Genomic DNA, 16,524 nt, shown 5'->3' with positions numbered 1-16,524 from the left:
GGCGTGGTGGGGGCGGTGGGGGGGTGTGTGTGGCCTGGGGGGGGTGCTTTCTTCGAGGGCCGGGGGGGGGGGGGGGGGGGGGGCGGCCCCCCCCCCCCCCGGGCCCCCCCCCCACCGCCGGAACGGCCCACAGCCCCCACAACCCCGGACCACGAACCACAGCCCCGCACACCACCCCCTGAAGAAGCGGTGAACCCATGAAACGCTTCCTCACCCCCGCACCCTCCGTGGTCGCCTCGCCCTGATGCCCTGGCCTCGCGTTGTCCGGGAAGGTGGTCTTCACCGAGAAGGCTTCAAGCGGCAGGTCGTATTCCCAGCGCGTCTCGTCGACCTCTTCGGAGACGCACGCTTCGGTGGCCGGGACTGGAGGAGGACGTTCTCGAAGGCCTCTGTGGTCGGGTAACCGGAGACCATTGCTGATCTCCGGCCCCCTCAGATCGTGGACCGCGCCTACGAGGAGTACGAGGCGCGGGCGGTGGCGGATGCGGTCACCGTCACGGCTATCGACGTCCTGGCCCGCCCGGCGACGTTACACACCGCGCGGGTCGCGGAGATCGCAGACTTCACTCCCTCGGAGGGACCGCTGCCCCACTGGCGTGAGCATCTCGCCCTGTGGGCCTCCCACCGCAAGCCCGCTTCTCTACCGCTCGACCAGTGCGCCGTCGATGTCCGGGCACCGGAACTCGACCCGGCCCGTTTCGTCGACCGCGTCGGCCTAGCGCAGATGCGTGTCAGTCGGCCGGCTCAGCCGTTGTACGGGGCGGTGACGTCCAGGACCCAAGTGACGCCGAAGCGGTCGGTGACCATGCCGTACAGTGGCGCCCACTGCGCAGGCTCCAGCGGACGCACGATGGTCGAGCCGTCGGCGAGCTTGTCCCACAGGGCGCTGATCTCCTCGGCGTCGTCACCGCGCACGGAGACGAAGAACGGGTTCTCGCCCCGGTTCCAGAGCAGTTGCGACGGCACGTCGTAGGCCATGACGTGGAAGCCGTTGTCGCCGGCCACCTCGCCCCACATCACCCAGTCCGCCTCGCTCTCGTTCTGCACAGCGCCCGCGTCCTTGTAGGTGATCGCGACAGTACGTCCGCCGAAGACGGACTGGTAGAAATCCAGCGCCTCACATGCAGCGCCCCGGAAGTTCAGGTGAGTGGTGGTCGTGACGGACACGACCTACTCCTTGCCTCGATGTGACAGATACGCCGCCGACTGTCCAAGTCCAAGTGGCGGCTGCCGACCAGGAGCGATGCCTCCCGAACGGCTCGTATGCCACCATGGCGGACGTAGAGGACAGGTTGTGTCCTCTACTGCGGAAAGAATGGATCTCATGCAGAAGCCATCCTCCCGGCTGCTCGCGCTGCTTCAGACGCACCGTGACTGGTCCGGCGAGGCTCTCGCTCAGCGTCTCGAAATCACCTCGCGCACCGTGCGGCGTGACATCGACCGCCTGAGCGAACTCGGTTACCCCATCACGACCGTCAAGGGACCGGCCGCTGGTACCTTGCGGCCTGGGACCTCCACCGCGAGGACTGGCGTACCTTCCGCGTCGACCGCATCCGGCCCCGCATACCCACCGGCCCCCGCTTCACCCCTCGTGACCTCACCGGCGGCACCGTCTCCACCTTCATCACCAGCCGAATCCGCGGCAACGACGGCACCACCACCAAATGGCCCTGCCAAGGCGAAGTCATCCTCCACCTCCCGGCCGCCGATGTCGCGCCCTTCGCCCAGGACGGAATCGTTGAGGAACTCGGCTCCCGTCGCTGCCGGCTCATCCTCGGCTCTTGGTCATGGACCGGACTTGCCGCCGCCATCGGCCGCTGCGACACCGATATCGAAGTCATCGGCCCACCCCAACTGGCCACCGCATTCGGGGACCTCGCCGCCCGCTACGCCCACGCCGCCCGCACTGACCGGCATCACACCGAGCGAGGAGCCGCACACCCAGGAGCCCGCAGCGGCCGACATGGCCGAGCTGATCCGGGACCTACGACGCCTGACCGCCGACCAGGTGAGGCACACCAGCGAAGCCGCGGTATCCATGCGGCCGACGTGACTGCATCTCCGAGCACTGCGGATCCTCCAGTTTGTCCCAGTCAGACGCCCCTTTTTACGGGCCCCACGGTGCTGGTGTGCCCGGTTAATCGTGGAATCCACCGACACGGTCCACTCCACCCGGCCCACCGCGTCGTCACAGACCTGAACGTGCTCCAGCAGCCGAGCCCAGGTCCCGTTCGCTTTTTAACGGGCAAAACGTTCGTATACGGTCTGTCAGGGGCCATGGCGCTCGGGCAGATCCCGCCACGGCGCCCCGGTCCGCAGCCGCCACAGCACCCCGTTGATCACCTGCCGGTGATCCCGCCACGGCCGCCCACGGCCATCCACCTGCGGCAACAGTGGCGCTATCCGCGCCCACGCTGCATCCGCCAACTCGCCACGACCCACCACGGATCAATGATCAAGGTGGTCGCGGTCCGAAGCGCGCGCAGGGTCCGGCACGAACAGGCTCAACCGGTAAGTGGTTGACTGCATCAGTCGCCCGCAGAGCGTGTCGATCCGGGTCATCGCCCAGTCGATTCGCCCCTCCGTGGCATGCAGACGGCGGAGGTGCGCCCGCCACTCCGACTCGTCCTGCGTCTCGAAGAGCACTTTCCAGCGGCCCGCGTCCGGAGAGGTGCGGGCGGCTTCCTGGCGTCCCGCGTCCTGTTGCTGGCGTCTCCTCTTCCGCTGTCCTGGCATCGGCTCAGCATCGCGGGCTCGCGCCACAGCAGCAAGGCCATTTCCCATCCTGAAACCTGCGCTCGCCGATCATTTGTCAGACAGGCTCTCTAGTCGCGGGGCGAGGTGGTGGGAAAGCCGTGGGTGCGGGCACCGACCGTGACCACCAGTGCGGAGATGAGCAGAAGGAGCGCGGTCCACGGCAGCCAGGCGGCACCGGTGGCGTCGAGCAGGAGCCCGCCGAGCATTCCGCCGACGGCGATCCCGAGGTTCCAACAGGTCACGATCAACGACTGAGCGACGTCGCCGGCCGCTCCCGCGGCTTCCGCCGAGGCGGTCTGCAACAGCGTGGCCGTCCCGCCGAACGCGAGCCCCCAGGCTCCGGCGCCGGCATACACCAGCCAGGACGCTTCGTTGACCGGCCCGAGCAGGAGAACAGAGGCCGCGAACAGCCCGCAACTGGTGATCATGAGCACTCGCAGTCGCCGGTCGATGAGTGTGCCCGCGACCCAGATGCTGACCAGTGAGAGTACCCCGAAGGTGAGCAGGACCGCATCGACCTGTCCACCCATGCCCAGCTGGTCGAGGATCGGGGCGATGTAGGTGTACAGGAGGTTGTGCGCGAACACGTAGGCAAGCGTCACGAACAGGATCGGGACGACTCCCGGTATGCGGAGCGTGCGCGTCAGCGGAAGTCGTTGCTCCTTGCCCCGGCCGGGGTAGTTGGGCACGGTGGCGATCACCCAGATGATCAGCAGGAGGGTGAGTGCTGTCATGACAGCGAACGCGGTCCGCCACTGCAGGACGCGGGCGAGGAAGGCTCCCGCCGGGACACCGACCGACAGGGCGATCGGTGCGCCCGCCATGGCGACGGCCATCGCCCGGCCGCGGTGGTGCGGTGCGACCATGCGCGTGGCGTATCCGGCAAGGAGCGCCCAGAGCAGGCCCGAGACCACCCCCGCCAGAAACCGGGAGCCGAGAGTGAGGGCATAGTTGTTCGAGGTCGCGGTGACGGTGTTCGCCACGGCGAAGCCCGTGATGGCGAGGAGCAGAAGGTGACGCCGCGGCCAGCCCATCGTGGCCTTGGTCAGGGGGACCGCCGCGACCACCGATCCGATCGCGTACACGGTGACGGTCTGCCCTGCGGCCGACTCCGTGACCCCGAGGTCACGGCTCATCGCGGGAAGGACTCCCGCGGGAAGGGTCTCCGTCAGCAGCGTGATGAAGCCGGCCGCCGCAAGTGCCAGAAGCCCTGCCAGGGGGAACCGGTCTCCCGCGCTGGTGCGCTGTTGTGTCTCGTCGTGCTGAGTCATAGCCTTCACATTGATGGTTGACATCAGTGTGAAGGTCAAGCCGGGTCCATCGAAGGGGTCTTGTGAGAATCGGCGAACTTTCCGGGCGTACGGACACCCCGGCGCGCCTACTGCGGTACTACGAGGAGCAGGGGCTGATCGAGCCGGAACGCATGCCCAACGGCTACCGCGAGTACGGCGAGTACCTCGTCGACCGGGTGATCCAGATCCGGGGGCTGCTCGACGTGGGCCTGCCGACCCGGATCATCAAGCAGATCCTCCCGTGCCTGAACAAGCCGCGCACCATCCACATGCCCTACGCGACCCCCGACATGGTCGCCACGCTTGAACGCGAGCGTGACCGGATGACCGAGAAGATCGCGTGTCTGACGAAGAACCGCGACGCGATCCACGACTATCTGGCGCAGGTGCCGCCCGGTCCTCCGGACACGGCCCCGGAGGGCGGCGAGGAAGCGGTGGGTGCCAGTACTGACTTCAGCCCGTCAGGGTGAGGCTGGGTCGTCGAGGGCCAGGCCGGTGCCGGCTATGAAGCCGTCGAGGGTGTCTGGCCGGTATTGAAGGCGTTTGAGCCGGTTGCGTACGAGGACTTCAAGCCTGTCCAGGGCGACGACGGCGAGGTTTGCCAGGCTGCGTTTGACGTGCGACCACACCCCCTCGACCGGGTTCAGGCCGGGCGAGTAAGCGGGCAGCAGGAACACCGTCAGCCATTCCCGTGCGTCGATCAACTCTCGTATCGTGCGGGAGACATGGGTGTTGAGCCGGTCCCACACCAGCACGATCGGTGCCTTGATGAGCTGGTGGGTGCCGTCGACCAGGGCGATGAAGTCGCGCTCGCTCATGCTGCGGCGCTTGCCCTTGCCCGAGGGGTGGGTGCGCAGGCGGTGGCAGAGCCGGGTGCGGGAGCCGGGCCGCATCGCAATCAGCCCGGCCACCGACAGGCGTCCCGAGCGCCGTCCGCTCACCGTCACGACCGGGGTGCGGCCGCGTCGGCCCCAGGTGCGCCCTTTGGGCGGTCGGCGGGTGAAGCCTGCCTCGTCCTCGAAGCAGATGTACCCCCGCAGGCCGCCCGCGCTCTTTTACCTCCGCCCAGGTCGCCTCCTTCCACACGGTGACGGCCTGCTCGTCGCGCTCGGCGACCCGCCGGGCGGGGACCTGCGGGGAGAACCCGAGCCGGTGCATCAGCCGGGTGGCACCCGAGACGCTGTAGGAGACGTGGAACTTCCTGCCGATCAACGTGGTCACCCGAGCGGCCGTCCACACCTGGTCCTCCACCCAGCCGTGCGCGGCCGGCCCCTGCTGGAGATACACGGCCGGCTTCTCCAAGCAGCGCGGGGACAGGCGGCACCGCGACCCGCTCGGACCACGGGAGGCCAGAGCCTGAACACCGCCCTCCCGCCACCGTTGGTGCCACTGGTAGGCCGATTTCAGGCTCACCCGCAGCCGCCGCGCTGCCTCCGGCGGCTTGATCCTCTGCTCGAACAGCTCGGCTGCCTGCATACGCACCGTCTCCCGGCGCCGACGTCCCGCGGCGGTCAGCCCGCCTCCATCCGCATACCTCACACGCCACGGGATACAGCCACCACCCCAGGTCCTTCAGGGACTTCGCGCAGATTCACCCCAACGAGCCGAAGTCAGTAGGGTTCAAAGGCCCGCATCCGCGGCCCGTGAAGCGAACACCTTCACGACCGGTGGTGCGGGGCTATGGATTCGCTTGCGAGAGCCCATAAGACGGTCCGCGGTCGCGGGCTGTCCGTGACCAGTGGAGTTCGAACAACATGAGACCTGTACGTCCGCGCCCCTACGCGTGCATAGGAACCCTCCTCGCCGTCGGCCTCCTGGCCGGCTGCTCCTCGTCGGACGGGTCGGCCGAGCCGACGCGTTCGGAATCGTCGTCCGACCGGCCCGCGCCCGGGAACGAGAGCCCTAAGGCGTCGTCCCCGGCCTTCGCCACCCCGTCCGAGTGCGACGGCCTCCAGCTCAAGGGCGGTACGACCCTGGCCGGTTCGGCCCTGTCGAAGTGCCTGGTGGCCGCCCTGAAGGCGTACGGATCGGGGACGGAGGCCGTGCAGTCGGGGGACGAGTCGGGGACGTCGCGGTTCCTCTTCGGGGACGAGCCCGCGCTGGCCGGGTCGATGACGGGGCCGGAGGGGGAGAAGGCGTACGTCTTCAAGGGCGAGGACGAGTGGATCAAGACGCCGGGGCTCGGCAAGTGGGTCAAGGGGGACAAGAACAGCAGTGACCCGCAGGAGCAGATCGTGGCCGCCACCGGGAAGCTCTACCGCGCGCTCGCCGATCCGGAGATGACGGCCCAGATGATCGCGTCGGCGCCGGAGTGGACCGTCGAGCAGGAGCGGCCCGTGCTCTCCCTGGAGAACGGGGAGGACGTCACGGCGTGGCGGATCGTGAACAAGAAGCCGTACACGTTCATGGGCGCGGCCGTGCGCGAGCACATCCTCTGGTTCGGGGACGACTTCACGCCCTACGGCGGGCAGGCCGAGTCCCGGACGGCCGACGTGATGAGCACGACCACGCAGCACTTCTACGACCTGGGCAAGCCGGTGACGATCGAGGCGCCCGAGTAGACCTCTCGCGCTCCGCGTTCCGGGGCCGGCGGACGGCTCCGGGGCGCGGGGCGCGCACGGCCGGGCGCCTACAGCGGGACGATGACGAGGGCCGTGTCGTCGTCGGCGCCCGTCGGCGGCAGCAGATCCACCAGCAGCGCGTCGGCGAGCACTTCGGCCCCGGCCCCGTGGTGGCGGGTGAGGGAGGCGGCGAGCCGGTCGAGCCCGGTGTCGATGTCCTCGTTCCGGCGCTCGATCAGGCCGTCGGTGTACAGCACGAGGAACGCGCCCTCGGTGAAGGGCACCGCCGCCTGCGGCCAGGGCCCCGGGTCGCAGCGGGCGCCGAGCGGCGGATCGGTGGCCCGGTCCAGGAACTCCACGGTGCCGTCGCCCCGCAGCAGGGCCGGCGGCAGGTGACCGGCGACGCTGTACGTGATGTGGTGGGCGTCCCAGTCGACGACCGCGCTGGCCACCGTCGTGTTCTCGGCCCCCACGACGGAGTCGGCGTACAGCTCCAGGATCTCCAGAGCGCGGGCCGGGCCGCCGCAGGAGCGGGAGGCGGCACTGAGCGCGCTGCGCAGCTGCCGAGGCGGTGCGACGATCTTGATGTGACAACGGCAGTGATCACGGCGTCTGAGCCGTCTTGGACAGCCCCATTCACCGGCCTCACCCCGCGCGTCTTTCACAAGCTGATCACGATGTTGCGCCGCGAAGGAGCTGAGGCGTTGCGGCCGGGACGCCCATGGTCGCTGCCGCTGGAGGACCGGGTGTTGCTCGTCGCCGCCTACTGGCAAACCAACCTGACGCTGCGGCAGCTCACCCCGCTGTTCGGTATCTCGAAGTCCGCAGCCGCCCGGATCATCGTCCGCACCAGCCCACGCGGTGCTCATCGTGGACGGCACTCTGGTCCCGACCCGCGACCACAACATCGCCGAGCAGTCGAAGAACTACAGGTACTCCACCAATCACCAGGTCGTCATCGACGCCGACACCCGTCTGATCGTCGCGATCGGACGGCCAGTACCGGGCAACCGCAACGACTGCAAGGCTTGGGCCGACTCCGGCGCCAAGGCGACCGTCGGGGAGACGACAACAATCGCCGATGGCGGCTACCCGTTTGGCGGAGCCGGACATTGAGCCGTGCCAGATTTGCACCCCGCAGACGGGGCTGGAGCAGGCGTAGGCCGTACGGACCGCCCGACGCACTCCGGGGGTTCGGGGCCCGGACCGCATCTACGTGGAAGGCCCTTCGTCTCCCCGACCGTTGCCGTTGTGGCCCGTCGCTCGGGCTGAGGTCTGCGAGGACTGCGACGCGCGGGAGCTGTTCCTGTTCCTGTTCCACAAGTTCGACAGGACGAGCGGGGACATCACACTGCGCTGCGGCAGGGACCACAAGTTCCCCCGGGACGACACCTGAAGGTTGTCCTACCTCTCTCAAGATTGTGGGCCTGATCTGATCACTCGAACGATCCGATGGGCCGGGAGCTCTGGGAATAAGCACGTCGGCGTTCCTCAGCCTGGCCTGCAGCATCATCTGGTGGCGACGACTGAGGAACCTCCCACTTCGTTAGAAGTTCTAAGCCGCCGGCGACTGCGGCAGCTCCCGGAGCAGGCGCTTGATCATGGTGCGCCCCTCGGTCACTTGCAGCCTCGGGTGCTCGAAGGCCAAAACGCCCACCCCGGCCATGCCGATCTGCACGCGAAGCGCCTGCGCAGCGCCGGGGATCAGTTCCGGCTCACCGACCCAGGCGACTTGATCGAGCGTGAAGGAATGCAGTATCTTGCCGGGTTTGCCCACTATGACCCCACCGACCGAGAAAACGAGCAGCCGCTGGTCGGTCAACGCGACGATGATCCGGCCGGGCAGCCGGAGCGGCACATCCGGCGCCGCCGCCCGTCCGCGCGAGGTGATCACGGCCATCGTGGCCGCACCGGCCGACCCGGCGAGACCGGCCGCGCCGCCGATCATCGTCGTGCGGACCCCGCCGACCCGGAAGGCCAGTACCCCGTAGAGCACCCGCTCACCAGGCAACTTCGCGTCCGTGAGCCTGAGTTCGACCTTCTCTGTCATCGTTCTTGCCATGGGATTGCCTCCCCCTTGCTTGGTCAACGGAGCAAATCTACGGGCACCAGGCCGACGTGCCTGAACAGCAGCAGCCGATCGTGCGCGCTGGCAATCGGGCCACCCGCCACTGCGACGATCAGGGCTGATGCGGTGGACCTGGCCCGCCGTTTACAGGGAGCTGGGGGTGGCCTGCCGTCGAACCGCTGTCTGACGGCAGGCCACCGCGGTGCTCAGCCGACCCCGCGATCAGCGGACCAGGAGGTCAGGGGGCGGGCGACGCATAGGTGATCCCGACGTCCCCGGCGGACGTCGCAGCGAGGGCCACCACCTTCCAGATCGCCGCGGGGACGCCGGGGCGCGGCCCGTTGCAGGCCTCGTTGAGGAGATCCACCGTCACCCCGACGGCTTTCCCGGCCGGACCCTGCGCCGAGAACGTGACCTTTTGTGCCGTCCAGGGATCTTCCCTGGGCGAGGCGAACTCGACCCAGGCGTGGTGAGGCGTGTAGTCCGTGCCGTCCTGGGTGAGCACGAGCGTGCCCACCTGGAGGTCGAGGCCGACGCGAACCTGAGGGTCCTCCTGCCTCACGACGGGGTTGCCGGTGGCGCTGAGAGCCATGGTGTTCTCCAGGGGGGAGGGGCGATGACGTGTGCTGAGCATCGCAGCCAGCCCCGTCCAGGGAGGGGCGGTTGACTGCGGCCCGTTCCTTGCGCGCTTGAGCGCGGCGGCGGTGCCGTCCGTCGCGGACGAGGTCGCTGGCGGCCTGTTCCAGCAGGAGGCGCTGGGCGTCATCGACCGGTAGTTGCCGTGCCCGGTGTAGCAGGTCAAGGCAGGCCTGTACGGGTTCACTTTCCACGGAATGTCCTACGTGTGTCATGTCGTTCGCGGATCCCCCTGCCTGGTGGCGTTCATCGGACGTGGAAGACCGGGCCGCGCGGGGTGAAGGGCAGCCTGGCGTCGGCGGGGATGAGGAAGGCGTGCTCGCGGCGGATGCGCAGTACGTCGCAGCGTCCGTCGGTGATGATCAAGATCGGGCCGTCGGCGGGGAAGTCGGGCGCCTGTTCCAGCAGCCGTACGGCTGGCTGGAGGACGGTGCCGCCGCGGCCTCGCACTCGGACCCGTTCGGCGATGGTTTCCACGGGCAGGTAGCCGGCGTCGTAGGCGGCGGCGTCGCAGAAGACGACGCGGGCGGCTGGAACGTCACGTGCGGTGGCATAGGAGGCAATCGCGCCCAGCGCTTTGCCCAGGAGGGCGGTGTCCATGGACCCGGAGGTGTCCAGGACGACACCGAAGGTGCAGCGCCGCTCGATGTTTTCAGGACGTATCCGGCCCGGGCGGGGAATGTCCGGGCAGGAGGCCTGGCGGCGTGAGGCACGCGCGTAGGAGCGGATCGGCTCGGGGCTTTTGACGTGTTCGTCGAACCACCTGGCGAGTTTGGCGTCCCAGGCCAGCGGGGGGTGTTCCAGTGAGCGGATCTCTTCCACCAGCCCGGCGGGCAGGAGGCCGCGGTCGGAGGTGTGGTAGGCGAGGCCGGTGGTCAGGGCCCGGCGGTAGAAGGCGTCGAGGTCGACGGCGCCGACACGGCCAGTGTGCTGCCAGGGCAGTGGGACAGGCGGGGGGACGCGGCGGCTGGAACGGCGGGCTGCGGCGGCCGGTTCGCTGAGCCAGTCCCCGAGGATGTCCCCGTGTCCGCGGGCACCGGGGGTCTGCAGTTTCCGGCTGCGGCGCAGATCGGTGACGAGCGTGTCGTACACCGATTCCGCGGACAGGCCGGACAGGCGCGGGTCGTGGAGCAGTCCTTCGGGCATGGCTCCGACGTTCATCTCCACCAGCCAGCCGTTGATGACGAAGTCGCAGGCGACGTTGAACAGGTAGGGGTCGCGGCCGTCCTGGCGGCGGTCGTGCCGCAAAGCGGCGTGCAGCATTTCGTGGGCCAGGACGAAGCGCCACTCGTCCTGGGTGAGGTCGGCGCGCGGGTTGATGTAGATCTCGCCGTGCTCGGCGCTGATGGCTGCCACCGCGATGTTCCAGGCATCGGCGATCTCCTGATCGGCGACCAGGGTCAGCCCGGACGCCAGCGCGCCGAGAAGGGGATAGGAGGAGACGAACCAGGCCAGTGCTCGGTCCCACGGGCCCAGCTGCCGTTGATGACGCCGTTCCCCACGGGCTTCCGCAGCCTCCTGCAGAGCGGTGGCTGCTTCCTGGGTCAGGCCCTTGGCGAACAGTGTCGGCCAGTCGGGCGGCGCGGTGACCGGCCCCAGTAGGGGCGGCGGTTCACGGCGTATGCAGGGGGTGGCTGCGTTGCAGCCCAGCCCGCGGAACTGGGCTGGCACTCCCTCTTCGCGCCAGCGGCGAGTGAGCGAGAGTTCATCCCCGCCCGGCAGCTCGGGAACGTTTGGCGGCGGGGCACCGATCTGGAGGTGCTCGGCGAAGCGGTGCACCATCACACAGCAGGCCGCGGCGTACGCTTCATCGATCTCTGTCTCTGGGTTGGCCAGGCCTGCCGCGGCCAGCTGCTCCGGATCCAGATGGCCGAGACCGAGGTGGAGCCACAGGTGTGTGAAGGCCCACGCCCACTCCTCCGGATCGGCATCACGATAGACATCGACGACGGCACGTCCGGAATCCGTGATGAACGCCATGCCACCCCCAGTGGGGGCGTTGGTGGCTGACTCATCAGTTCTGCCATGGGAGGCGATGTGGCCAAGAGCCGAGTATGCGGCCGCGCGGCAGCCCTCCCTACGGGCCACCGCGCGGCGCTCGGCACGCAGCTGCTCAGTAGCCTTCCCGCTCTTGCGGGCAGCGATGTTTGGTTTGGCCACGGCGGTGCCCCTTTTCAGCGACGGGCGGCGACGAGGCGCGGCATGTCGCGAGCGGCTTCGACCAGGAACCAAGCGGGCAGTGCGGGAGAACCGTCCTCGCCTTCCGCGATCACCAGTTGCGCCATTTCCAGCGAGATCTCGGCCAGCTCTACCAGTAGGGTTTTGGCGCGGAAGGCGAATTTGCGTACCCCAGGAGAGGCGTGGCGCTTGTCGGCGGGAAGATCTCTGGCCAGGCGAGCCCTGAACGTCTCGGTGAGAAAGTACAGCAGGTCCCGGTCGGCTGGCGCGTCCGGCCAGCGAGCCTCGCCCTTGACGATCGCCTCCAGCCCGAACGCATTGCGGACCGTCTTCAGATACGCCAGGAACGCCGACGCGTGCGTGGGCGTGAGCGTGCCGTGAGCCAGCAGCCGCACCTGGTCATCACTCACACCAGGACCATAGGAGTGGAGAGCATCGGAGAGCATGTGCCAGCTACGCGGAGTGGAGAACGGCTCCTCCGTCTTCGGCGGCAGGCTCCACAAATGATTCGGACGCTGGGTGAGGTACTCGGTGACCCAGGTGTGGATATCCTCCCGCATCGCCCAGTCCAGCCAGTCCACGGTGGAAGCCTGCAGATGCACATGGATCAGGCGGTTGAGCAGCGCAGAGGGCATCGGGCGGGCCAGCGCCTGATCGGTTGCCCGGTTGCCGGCACCGATTACCACCGACCCGTGCGGCAGCGTGTAGGAGCCGATCCTGCGATCAAGAATCAGCGAGTAGAAGGCCTTCTGCACGTCCGGAGAAGCGGCGTTCAGCTCGTCCAGGAACAGGCAGTACGGCTCATCGCGGGCTATCTGCTCGGGCGGACAGAACCGGCTGCGGCCTTCCACGATCTGGGGCACGCCGATCAGGTCTTCCGGGGCGAGTTGCGTGCCCAGCAGCGACACACACTCCAGTCCTAGCGACTGTGCGAACTGCTGAACCAGCGAGGACTTCCCGATCCCGGGCGCGCCCCATAGGAACACCGGACGTACCACGGCGGCGTGCAGCAGCACCTCCGGTAACGCGGCGGGAGTAACCGAAACAGCTGCCTGCACCATGATTCCTTACCGAACGTACGAGCGTGTCGATGCAACGATGACCGCTCATGATGCAGGACCGCCACATCATTCGTCACTCACATTTCATCCGATGTGACCCCAGGCGGCCCCTTCGACAGATCCCCTTACGGCTCGGCTGCCCGCGATACAGGTCAGCCGGTGGAGGACGTCACGGTCTCTGCCGTTCGCCGGGGACGAGGCACCGAGGGAATAGCGCAAGGTCGAGCCGCTTGTCCATCTCCAGACGGAAGGTCCCGTACGGGTTGACGTTCGACCAGAACAAGGCGGTCAGCCCGCGCCGGTCATCCTCGGACAGACTTGATGCCCAGGCCGCCGCGAGTCGCGGACGGAGGTGATCGCGTCGGATAAGCCGCGCTCGATATCCGACGCGACGGGGCTGGGCATCGGCCGTTTCATAGGTGGTCCGCAGCCATTGGGCCTGGGTGCGGACTCCCGCCTATCCCTGGTCCTGGTCTGCTGAGGTCGCGGACATGGATGGTGCGGGTGCGGGGGTGGTGGGTGTGTTCTGTTCGGTTGTGCCGGTGCTGGCGAAGATGAGCAGGCCGATGAGTGTGATGAGGACTTTGGTGGCGATGTCGATCGCTTCGCCGATGGCGGGCCAGCGGTGCTGGACGCAGCCGATGCCGAGGCCGGCGAGGGCGAGGAGCAGGATGATGAGCAGTGGGTCGTGGCCGTGCATGTGAGGGCCTTTCACTGTCTGGTCCGTTCTCCTGGGGTCGGCCGAGCACCAGGAGAGACGTCCCCTGTTTTCCCCGCACACGGTGCCGGGGGCGACCAGCGGGATGTGGTCACGAGGAGTACTAGAGACCAGCGGGATCCTGGTACGCACGCGCGGCAGAACGCTGCCCCGCGCCGGACTTTCTTCGGATGTGAGAACCAGTGGCTGACCAGCAGTTGGACGTTTTCGACGGCGAGGACGAGGAGGAGAGGCTGTGGAAAGCACTCAGCAGCTTCAAGGAGCTGGTTCGCGACCTCGTCAAGAAGAGCGGCCTGTCGACGAACGTGCTGGCGGACACGTACGGCTTCGGGAAAGGGAAGGTCAGCACCTGGCAGACCGCGAAGCCTGAGCAGCCCAACATCCCGCCCCTGCGGTTCGTCGAGGTGCTGATCAAGGAGGCACAGGAACGCGCGAATCTGCAGGACGGGCCCGCGGCGGTGTTCCTGCGCCAGTACGGCGAGCTGCTTCGGCTGTACTGCGCGCGGGCGAACCCGCACAACGTCCACCGCCAGATGCTCGCCGACTTCCAGAACACCCTCTTGATCCGCGAGCTGAACGGTGCGGCGAGCGCGGCGCTGGAGCAGATGGCGGGGCTCACCGAGGAACTGGAGGCGCTGCGCGGGGACTGGGACGGGGAACGCCGGCGCCGGATCGCTCTGCAGCAGCAGATCGATTCGCTCAGGAGCCAGAACCAGGACCGGGCCGCGGAGAAGAGAAGAGCCCTTGCCCAGCGGGACCAGATCCGTGCCGACCTCACGGCGTACGAGAGGGACCAGCAACTGGAGAAGTGGCAACCGGGCGCCGAGCAGGGTGGTTCGCATACGCACCAGCCCCACGAACCCGCCTTCGTGCTGTCCACCCCGCTGCCCTCCGGCCGTGGCACCAACCGGCGGGGACTCGCGCTGGCCCTGGTCGCAGTCGGCGCCGTGGTCGTCTCCCTCGCTGTCTACGCCGGCACCCAGCTGTCCGGCGATCGCAACGACCACAAGGACACCACCAGCAGCGGCCCCGGCACGACCCCCACGGCCTCAACGGAAGGCCCTGCCTCACCGAACCGCACCCCCGGCGACACCACCTCGACCGGAACTCCCGCTACGCCTCCCGTGGCCGGGGGCGGGCCCGCGCATGGCGGCAGCTCGTCGAGCGGTGGCGTGGACGGCGGCTCGTCCAGCAACGACACCACCGGCGGCTCATCCGGGAGTGCGTCCGGCGGCAACACCACCAGCGGCAAGTCCACTGGCGGGTCGGGTGACGGGGGTGGCTCCGGCGGGAGCAAGGGTTCCAGTGGTTCCGGCGGGGAGTCCGGTGCGACCTCGCCGAAACCGCCCGCGTCCAGCGGCCGCTTCCGGCTCAGGGACGTCGGCTACGGCCAGTGCCTGGCCGCGAGCAACCTCAACGTCGTGTTCGCCACCTGTACGGACAGCCCGGTGGCCAACTGGACCGCAAAGGCCGGTTCGGGCGGTTCCTACATGCTGCACAACGAGTCCGCCGGCCAGTGCCTGACCGTCTACACCAACCAGATGTACCTGGCCGAGTGCGGCTCCAAATCCGGCCAGAGCTGGCGCACGGGTACCAGCAGCACCGTCGTGAACCTGTACAGCAGCCTGTGTCTGGACGAGAGCTCCGGCTGGCCGGTCCTGGCGTCCTGCGAGCCGTCGAGGTCGACTCAGCACTGGGCGAAGGAGTGATCCAGTGCCCACCGGCGGCCTGTGGGTGGTACAGGTCGTGGTACAGAGTGTTTTCTGGTGTGGTCTTCGGGTGGTATTTCCGGGGCCGTGTCTGCGATCTCTCGGCTTCGTGTCAGTGGTTGCTGGGACCCTCCCTGCATGCACTCCCACTTGCTCCGCTTCGCCCAGGCGACCACTGCGCAGGACGTCGACCAGAACCGGCGCCAGGCTCTCATCAACTGCTGGATCGATGTCTCCAACGCTGGCGGCGCTGCCGGCTTCCCGTTCCCTCCCATCGACGAAGGGGATGCCGCCCCGGCCCTTGAAACCATCCTCGAAAGCCTTTCCCCCCGAACCAGCCGCCTTCTGATGGCTCTGGACGATGACGAACTGGTGGGCTGGCTCAACATCCGCCGCGATGCCTACGCCCTCATCGCCCACTGGGGAACGCTGCATCACGTTCAAACCCACACCAGCAGACGTGGGCAGGGGATCGGCAGCGCCTTGGTGAAGGAAGCTCATCGCATGGCGCGTGAGGACATGGGCCTTGAGCAACTGCACCTGGCTGCACGTGCTGGAGAGGGGCTGGAGACCTTCTACGAAAGCCTCGGCTGGAAGGAGATCGGGCGCTGGCCGGGAGCCCTCCGCTTCGGGTCCGGCGACGATCGCGACGCAGTCCTCATGCTCATCGATCTCTGATCTGAGGAAATGACACGTTCCTGAGACTGCAGCTGAACGACACGACCTGAGACAGCCCAGAAACCCGCTGGTCAGAGCTGTGCTCTGTGACACGAGCTGTGAGCTCCTACAGGCCCCTGACGACCCCTCAAGGGGGCTGGGGGCGCCTCTCACTGACGATCACCCGCCTCGGGCCTCATGGTCCGGGGCGGTCTGTGTTCGGTGCACAGATTGCCGTACAGGGCCGGGGCGCCTTGGGGATTGGTTGCCGACTGGGTTCGCGCGCCTGCGATCTCTCGGTTTGGTGTCGGTGGTAGTGAGAGTCAGTAGTGCTGGTTTGGGCCCGCGGTCCGTTCGGGAGACGCCGTGGTGGTGTGCGGCGGCGGTTCAGCCGGCTACTGAACTTGATTGGGTGATGTCGGGCCGTTCGCCTGACATCAGCTGAGTCGGGTCGGTAGCTGTGGGGTGTGAGATACGCGCAGGGCGGCGGTTTGACCGATGCCAAGAGGGCTGCAAGAGAGCGGATCCGGCTGGAAGCGGTCGGTCGCTTCGAGAGCGGCGCGAAGAACCGGGAGATCGCGGCCGCGCTGCGGGTGAGCGAGCGGTCGGTGGAGCGCTGGCGCCGTCAGTGGCGTGAGCGGGGTGAAGAGGGTGTCCGGTCGAAGGGACCGCCAGGGCGTCCGAGGCTTTCGGCAGACCAAATTGCCAAACTGGAGAGGGAGTTGGAGCGCGGCCCGCTCGCCCATGGCTGGGCTGACCAGCGGTGGACACTGGCCCGGGTGAAGACTCTGATCGGACGGTTGTTCCACGTCGGCTACACGGTGGAGGGGACATGGCGGCTGCTGAAGCGCCATGGCTGGTCGTGGCAGCAGCCGGCCCGCCGGGCG

The 16,524-nt window shown here is 68.1% G+C and carries 15 protein-coding genes and 6 pseudogenes; 9 read left to right on the top strand and 12 right to left on the bottom strand.

All coding sequences use genetic code 11. The features are described from left to right. Positions 1 to 744: 744 nt before the first annotated feature. A complete protein-coding gene (locus tag ACIQCZ_RS32555; protein ID WP_402287712.1) occupies positions 745 to 1,167 on the bottom strand; it encodes a VOC family protein in 423 nt (140 codons plus the stop codon). 76 nt (positions 1,168 to 1,243) lie between these two features. Between ACIQCZ_RS32555 and ACIQCZ_RS32550 the strand changes: the two are divergent. Continuing rightward, positions 1,244 to 1,426, top strand: a pseudogene (locus ACIQCZ_RS32550) (hypothetical protein); the annotation flags it as partial. 14 nt (positions 1,427 to 1,440) lie between these two features. Then, positions 1,441 to 1,920, top strand: a pseudogene (locus ACIQCZ_RS32545) (helix-turn-helix transcriptional regulator); the annotation flags it as partial. Positions 1,921 to 2,088: 168 nt separating this feature from the next. Here ACIQCZ_RS32545 and ACIQCZ_RS32540 read toward each other — a convergent pair. The 3 genes and pseudogenes from ACIQCZ_RS32540 to ACIQCZ_RS32530 form a co-directional block, all read right to left on the bottom strand. Continuing rightward, positions 2,089 to 2,445 (bottom strand): annotated as a pseudogene (locus ACIQCZ_RS32540) (IS5 family transposase); the annotation flags it as partial. 3 nt (positions 2,446 to 2,448) lie between these two features. Beyond that, positions 2,449 to 2,736, bottom strand: coding sequence for a hypothetical protein (locus tag ACIQCZ_RS32535; RefSeq protein ID WP_402287710.1), 288 nt, complete (start codon positions 2,734 to 2,736; stop codon positions 2,449 to 2,451). Positions 2,737 to 2,825: 89 nt separating this feature from the next. Further along, a complete protein-coding gene (locus ACIQCZ_RS32530) occupies positions 2,826 to 4,028 on the bottom strand; it encodes an MFS transporter (RefSeq protein ID WP_402287707.1) in 1,203 nt (400 codons plus the stop codon). A 62-nt stretch (positions 4,029 to 4,090) separates the two neighbouring features. Between ACIQCZ_RS32530 and ACIQCZ_RS32525 the strand changes: the two genes are divergently transcribed. Next, complete coding sequence (locus ACIQCZ_RS32525) at positions 4,091 to 4,519, top strand: MerR family transcriptional regulator (RefSeq protein ID WP_402287705.1); 429 nt, start codon at positions 4,091 to 4,093, stop codon at positions 4,517 to 4,519. Here ACIQCZ_RS32525 and ACIQCZ_RS32520 read toward each other — a convergent pair. Both ACIQCZ_RS32520 and ACIQCZ_RS32515 read right to left on the bottom strand, forming a co-directional pair. Beyond that, a complete protein-coding gene (locus tag ACIQCZ_RS32520) occupies positions 4,511 to 5,077 on the bottom strand; it encodes a transposase (protein ID WP_402288045.1) in 567 nt (188 codons plus the stop codon). The genes ACIQCZ_RS32525 and ACIQCZ_RS32520 overlap by 9 nt on opposite strands. After that, positions 4,999 to 5,525 (bottom strand): annotated as a pseudogene (locus ACIQCZ_RS32515) (winged helix-turn-helix domain-containing protein); the annotation flags it as partial. The pseudogene ACIQCZ_RS32515 and the gene ACIQCZ_RS32520, both read right to left, overlap by 79 nt. Before the next feature lie 278 nt (positions 5,526 to 5,803). On the opposite strand from ACIQCZ_RS32515, the gene ACIQCZ_RS32510 reads away from it, so the two are divergent. Next, complete coding sequence (locus ACIQCZ_RS32510) at positions 5,804 to 6,610, top strand: hypothetical protein (RefSeq protein WP_402287702.1); 807 nt, start codon at positions 5,804 to 5,806, stop codon at positions 6,608 to 6,610. A 68-nt stretch (positions 6,611 to 6,678) separates the two neighbouring features. On the opposite strand, the pseudogene ACIQCZ_RS32505 reads toward ACIQCZ_RS32510, so the two are convergent. Continuing rightward, positions 6,679 to 7,173: pseudogene (locus ACIQCZ_RS32505) on the bottom strand (PP2C family protein-serine/threonine phosphatase); the annotation flags it as partial. Between the two features lie 24 nt (positions 7,174 to 7,197). On the opposite strand from ACIQCZ_RS32505, the pseudogene ACIQCZ_RS32500 reads away from it, so the two are divergent. Then, a pseudogene (locus ACIQCZ_RS32500) lies at positions 7,198 to 7,714 on the top strand (transposase family protein); the annotation flags it as partial. Between the two features lie 451 nt (positions 7,715 to 8,165). On the opposite strand, the gene ACIQCZ_RS32495 reads toward ACIQCZ_RS32500, so the two are convergent. Together ACIQCZ_RS32495 and ACIQCZ_RS32490 are read right to left on the bottom strand one after the other, a co-directional pair. Then, positions 8,166 to 8,699: a hypothetical protein gene (locus ACIQCZ_RS32495; protein ID WP_402287700.1), complete on the bottom strand. Its 534-nt coding sequence runs from the start codon at positions 8,697 to 8,699 to the stop codon at positions 8,166 to 8,168. A gap of 217 nt (positions 8,700 to 8,916) precedes the next feature. Then, complete coding sequence (locus ACIQCZ_RS32490) at positions 8,917 to 9,270, bottom strand: hypothetical protein (protein ID WP_402287697.1); 354 nt, start codon at positions 9,268 to 9,270, stop codon at positions 8,917 to 8,919. Positions 9,271 to 9,301: 31 nt separating this feature from the next. Between ACIQCZ_RS32490 and ACIQCZ_RS32485 the strand changes: the two genes are divergently transcribed. After that, complete coding sequence (locus ACIQCZ_RS32485; protein ID WP_402287695.1) at positions 9,302 to 9,454, top strand: hypothetical protein; 153 nt, start codon at positions 9,302 to 9,304, stop codon at positions 9,452 to 9,454. A gap of 106 nt (positions 9,455 to 9,560) precedes the next feature. On the opposite strand, the gene ACIQCZ_RS32480 is transcribed toward ACIQCZ_RS32485, so the two are convergent. The 3 genes from ACIQCZ_RS32480 to ACIQCZ_RS32470 form a co-directional block, all read right to left on the bottom strand. Continuing rightward, complete coding sequence (locus ACIQCZ_RS32480) at positions 9,561 to 11,294, bottom strand: hypothetical protein (RefSeq protein ID WP_402287693.1); 1,734 nt, start codon at positions 11,292 to 11,294, stop codon at positions 9,561 to 9,563. 194 nt (positions 11,295 to 11,488) lie between these two features. Then, the gene (locus ACIQCZ_RS32475) at positions 11,489 to 12,550 is read right to left on the bottom strand and encodes an ATP-binding protein (RefSeq protein WP_402288042.1); all 1,062 of its coding nucleotides are present in this window, start codon (positions 12,548 to 12,550) and stop codon (positions 11,489 to 11,491) included. A gap of 460 nt (positions 12,551 to 13,010) precedes the next feature. Beyond that, a complete protein-coding gene (locus ACIQCZ_RS32470; protein ID WP_402287691.1) occupies positions 13,011 to 13,253 on the bottom strand; it encodes a hypothetical protein in 243 nt (80 codons plus the stop codon). A gap of 200 nt (positions 13,254 to 13,453) precedes the next feature. On the opposite strand from ACIQCZ_RS32470, the gene ACIQCZ_RS32465 reads away from it, so the two are divergent. The 3 genes from ACIQCZ_RS32465 to ACIQCZ_RS32455 form a co-directional block, all read left to right on the top strand. Further along, positions 13,454 to 14,980, top strand: coding sequence for a ricin-type beta-trefoil lectin domain protein (locus ACIQCZ_RS32465; RefSeq protein ID WP_402287689.1), 1,527 nt, complete (start codon positions 13,454 to 13,456; stop codon positions 14,978 to 14,980). A gap of 138 nt (positions 14,981 to 15,118) precedes the next feature. Then, on the top strand, positions 15,119 to 15,658 hold the full coding sequence (locus tag ACIQCZ_RS32460) for a GNAT family N-acetyltransferase (protein ID WP_402287687.1): 540 nt from the start codon (positions 15,119 to 15,121) through the stop codon (positions 15,656 to 15,658). 446 nt (positions 15,659 to 16,104) lie between these two features. After that, positions 16,105 to 16,524: winged helix-turn-helix domain-containing protein (locus ACIQCZ_RS32455; RefSeq protein ID WP_402287684.1), on the top strand; the 420-nt coding region annotated here is incomplete at its 3' end.

The organism is Streptomyces sp. NPDC093149 (genome assembly GCF_044754145.1).
In the GTDB taxonomy this organism is placed as follows: Bacteria; Actinomycetota; Actinomycetes; order Streptomycetales; family Streptomycetaceae; genus Streptomyces.
Note: the sequence above shows the minus strand (reverse complement) of the source record. Positions and strands in the feature narration are given on the sequence as shown.

Bases quoted from the DNA above. Each gene is read 5' to 3' on its own strand.
- ACIQCZ_RS32460 (WP_402287687.1), top strand. From the start codon at position 15,119: ATGCACTCCCACTTGCTCCGCTTCGCCCAGGCGACCACTGCGCAGGAC.
- ACIQCZ_RS32490 (WP_402287697.1), bottom strand. From the start codon at position 9,270: ATGGCTCTCAGCGCCACCGGCAACCCCGTCGTGAGGCAGGAGGACCCT.
- ACIQCZ_RS32530 (WP_402287707.1), bottom strand. From the start codon at position 4,028: ATGACTCAGCACGACGAGACACAACAGCGCACCAGCGCGGGAGACCGG.
- ACIQCZ_RS32480 (WP_402287693.1), bottom strand. From the start codon at position 11,294: ATGGCGTTCATCACGGATTCCGGACGTGCCGTCGTCGATGTCTATCGT.
- ACIQCZ_RS32535 (WP_402287710.1), bottom strand. From the start codon at position 2,736: ATGCCAGGACAGCGGAAGAGGAGACGCCAGCAACAGGACGCGGGACGC.
- ACIQCZ_RS32510 (WP_402287702.1), top strand. From the start codon at position 5,804: ATGAGACCTGTACGTCCGCGCCCCTACGCGTGCATAGGAACCCTCCTC.
- ACIQCZ_RS32470 (WP_402287691.1), bottom strand. From the start codon at position 13,253: ATGCACGGCCACGACCCACTGCTCATCATCCTGCTCCTCGCCCTCGCC.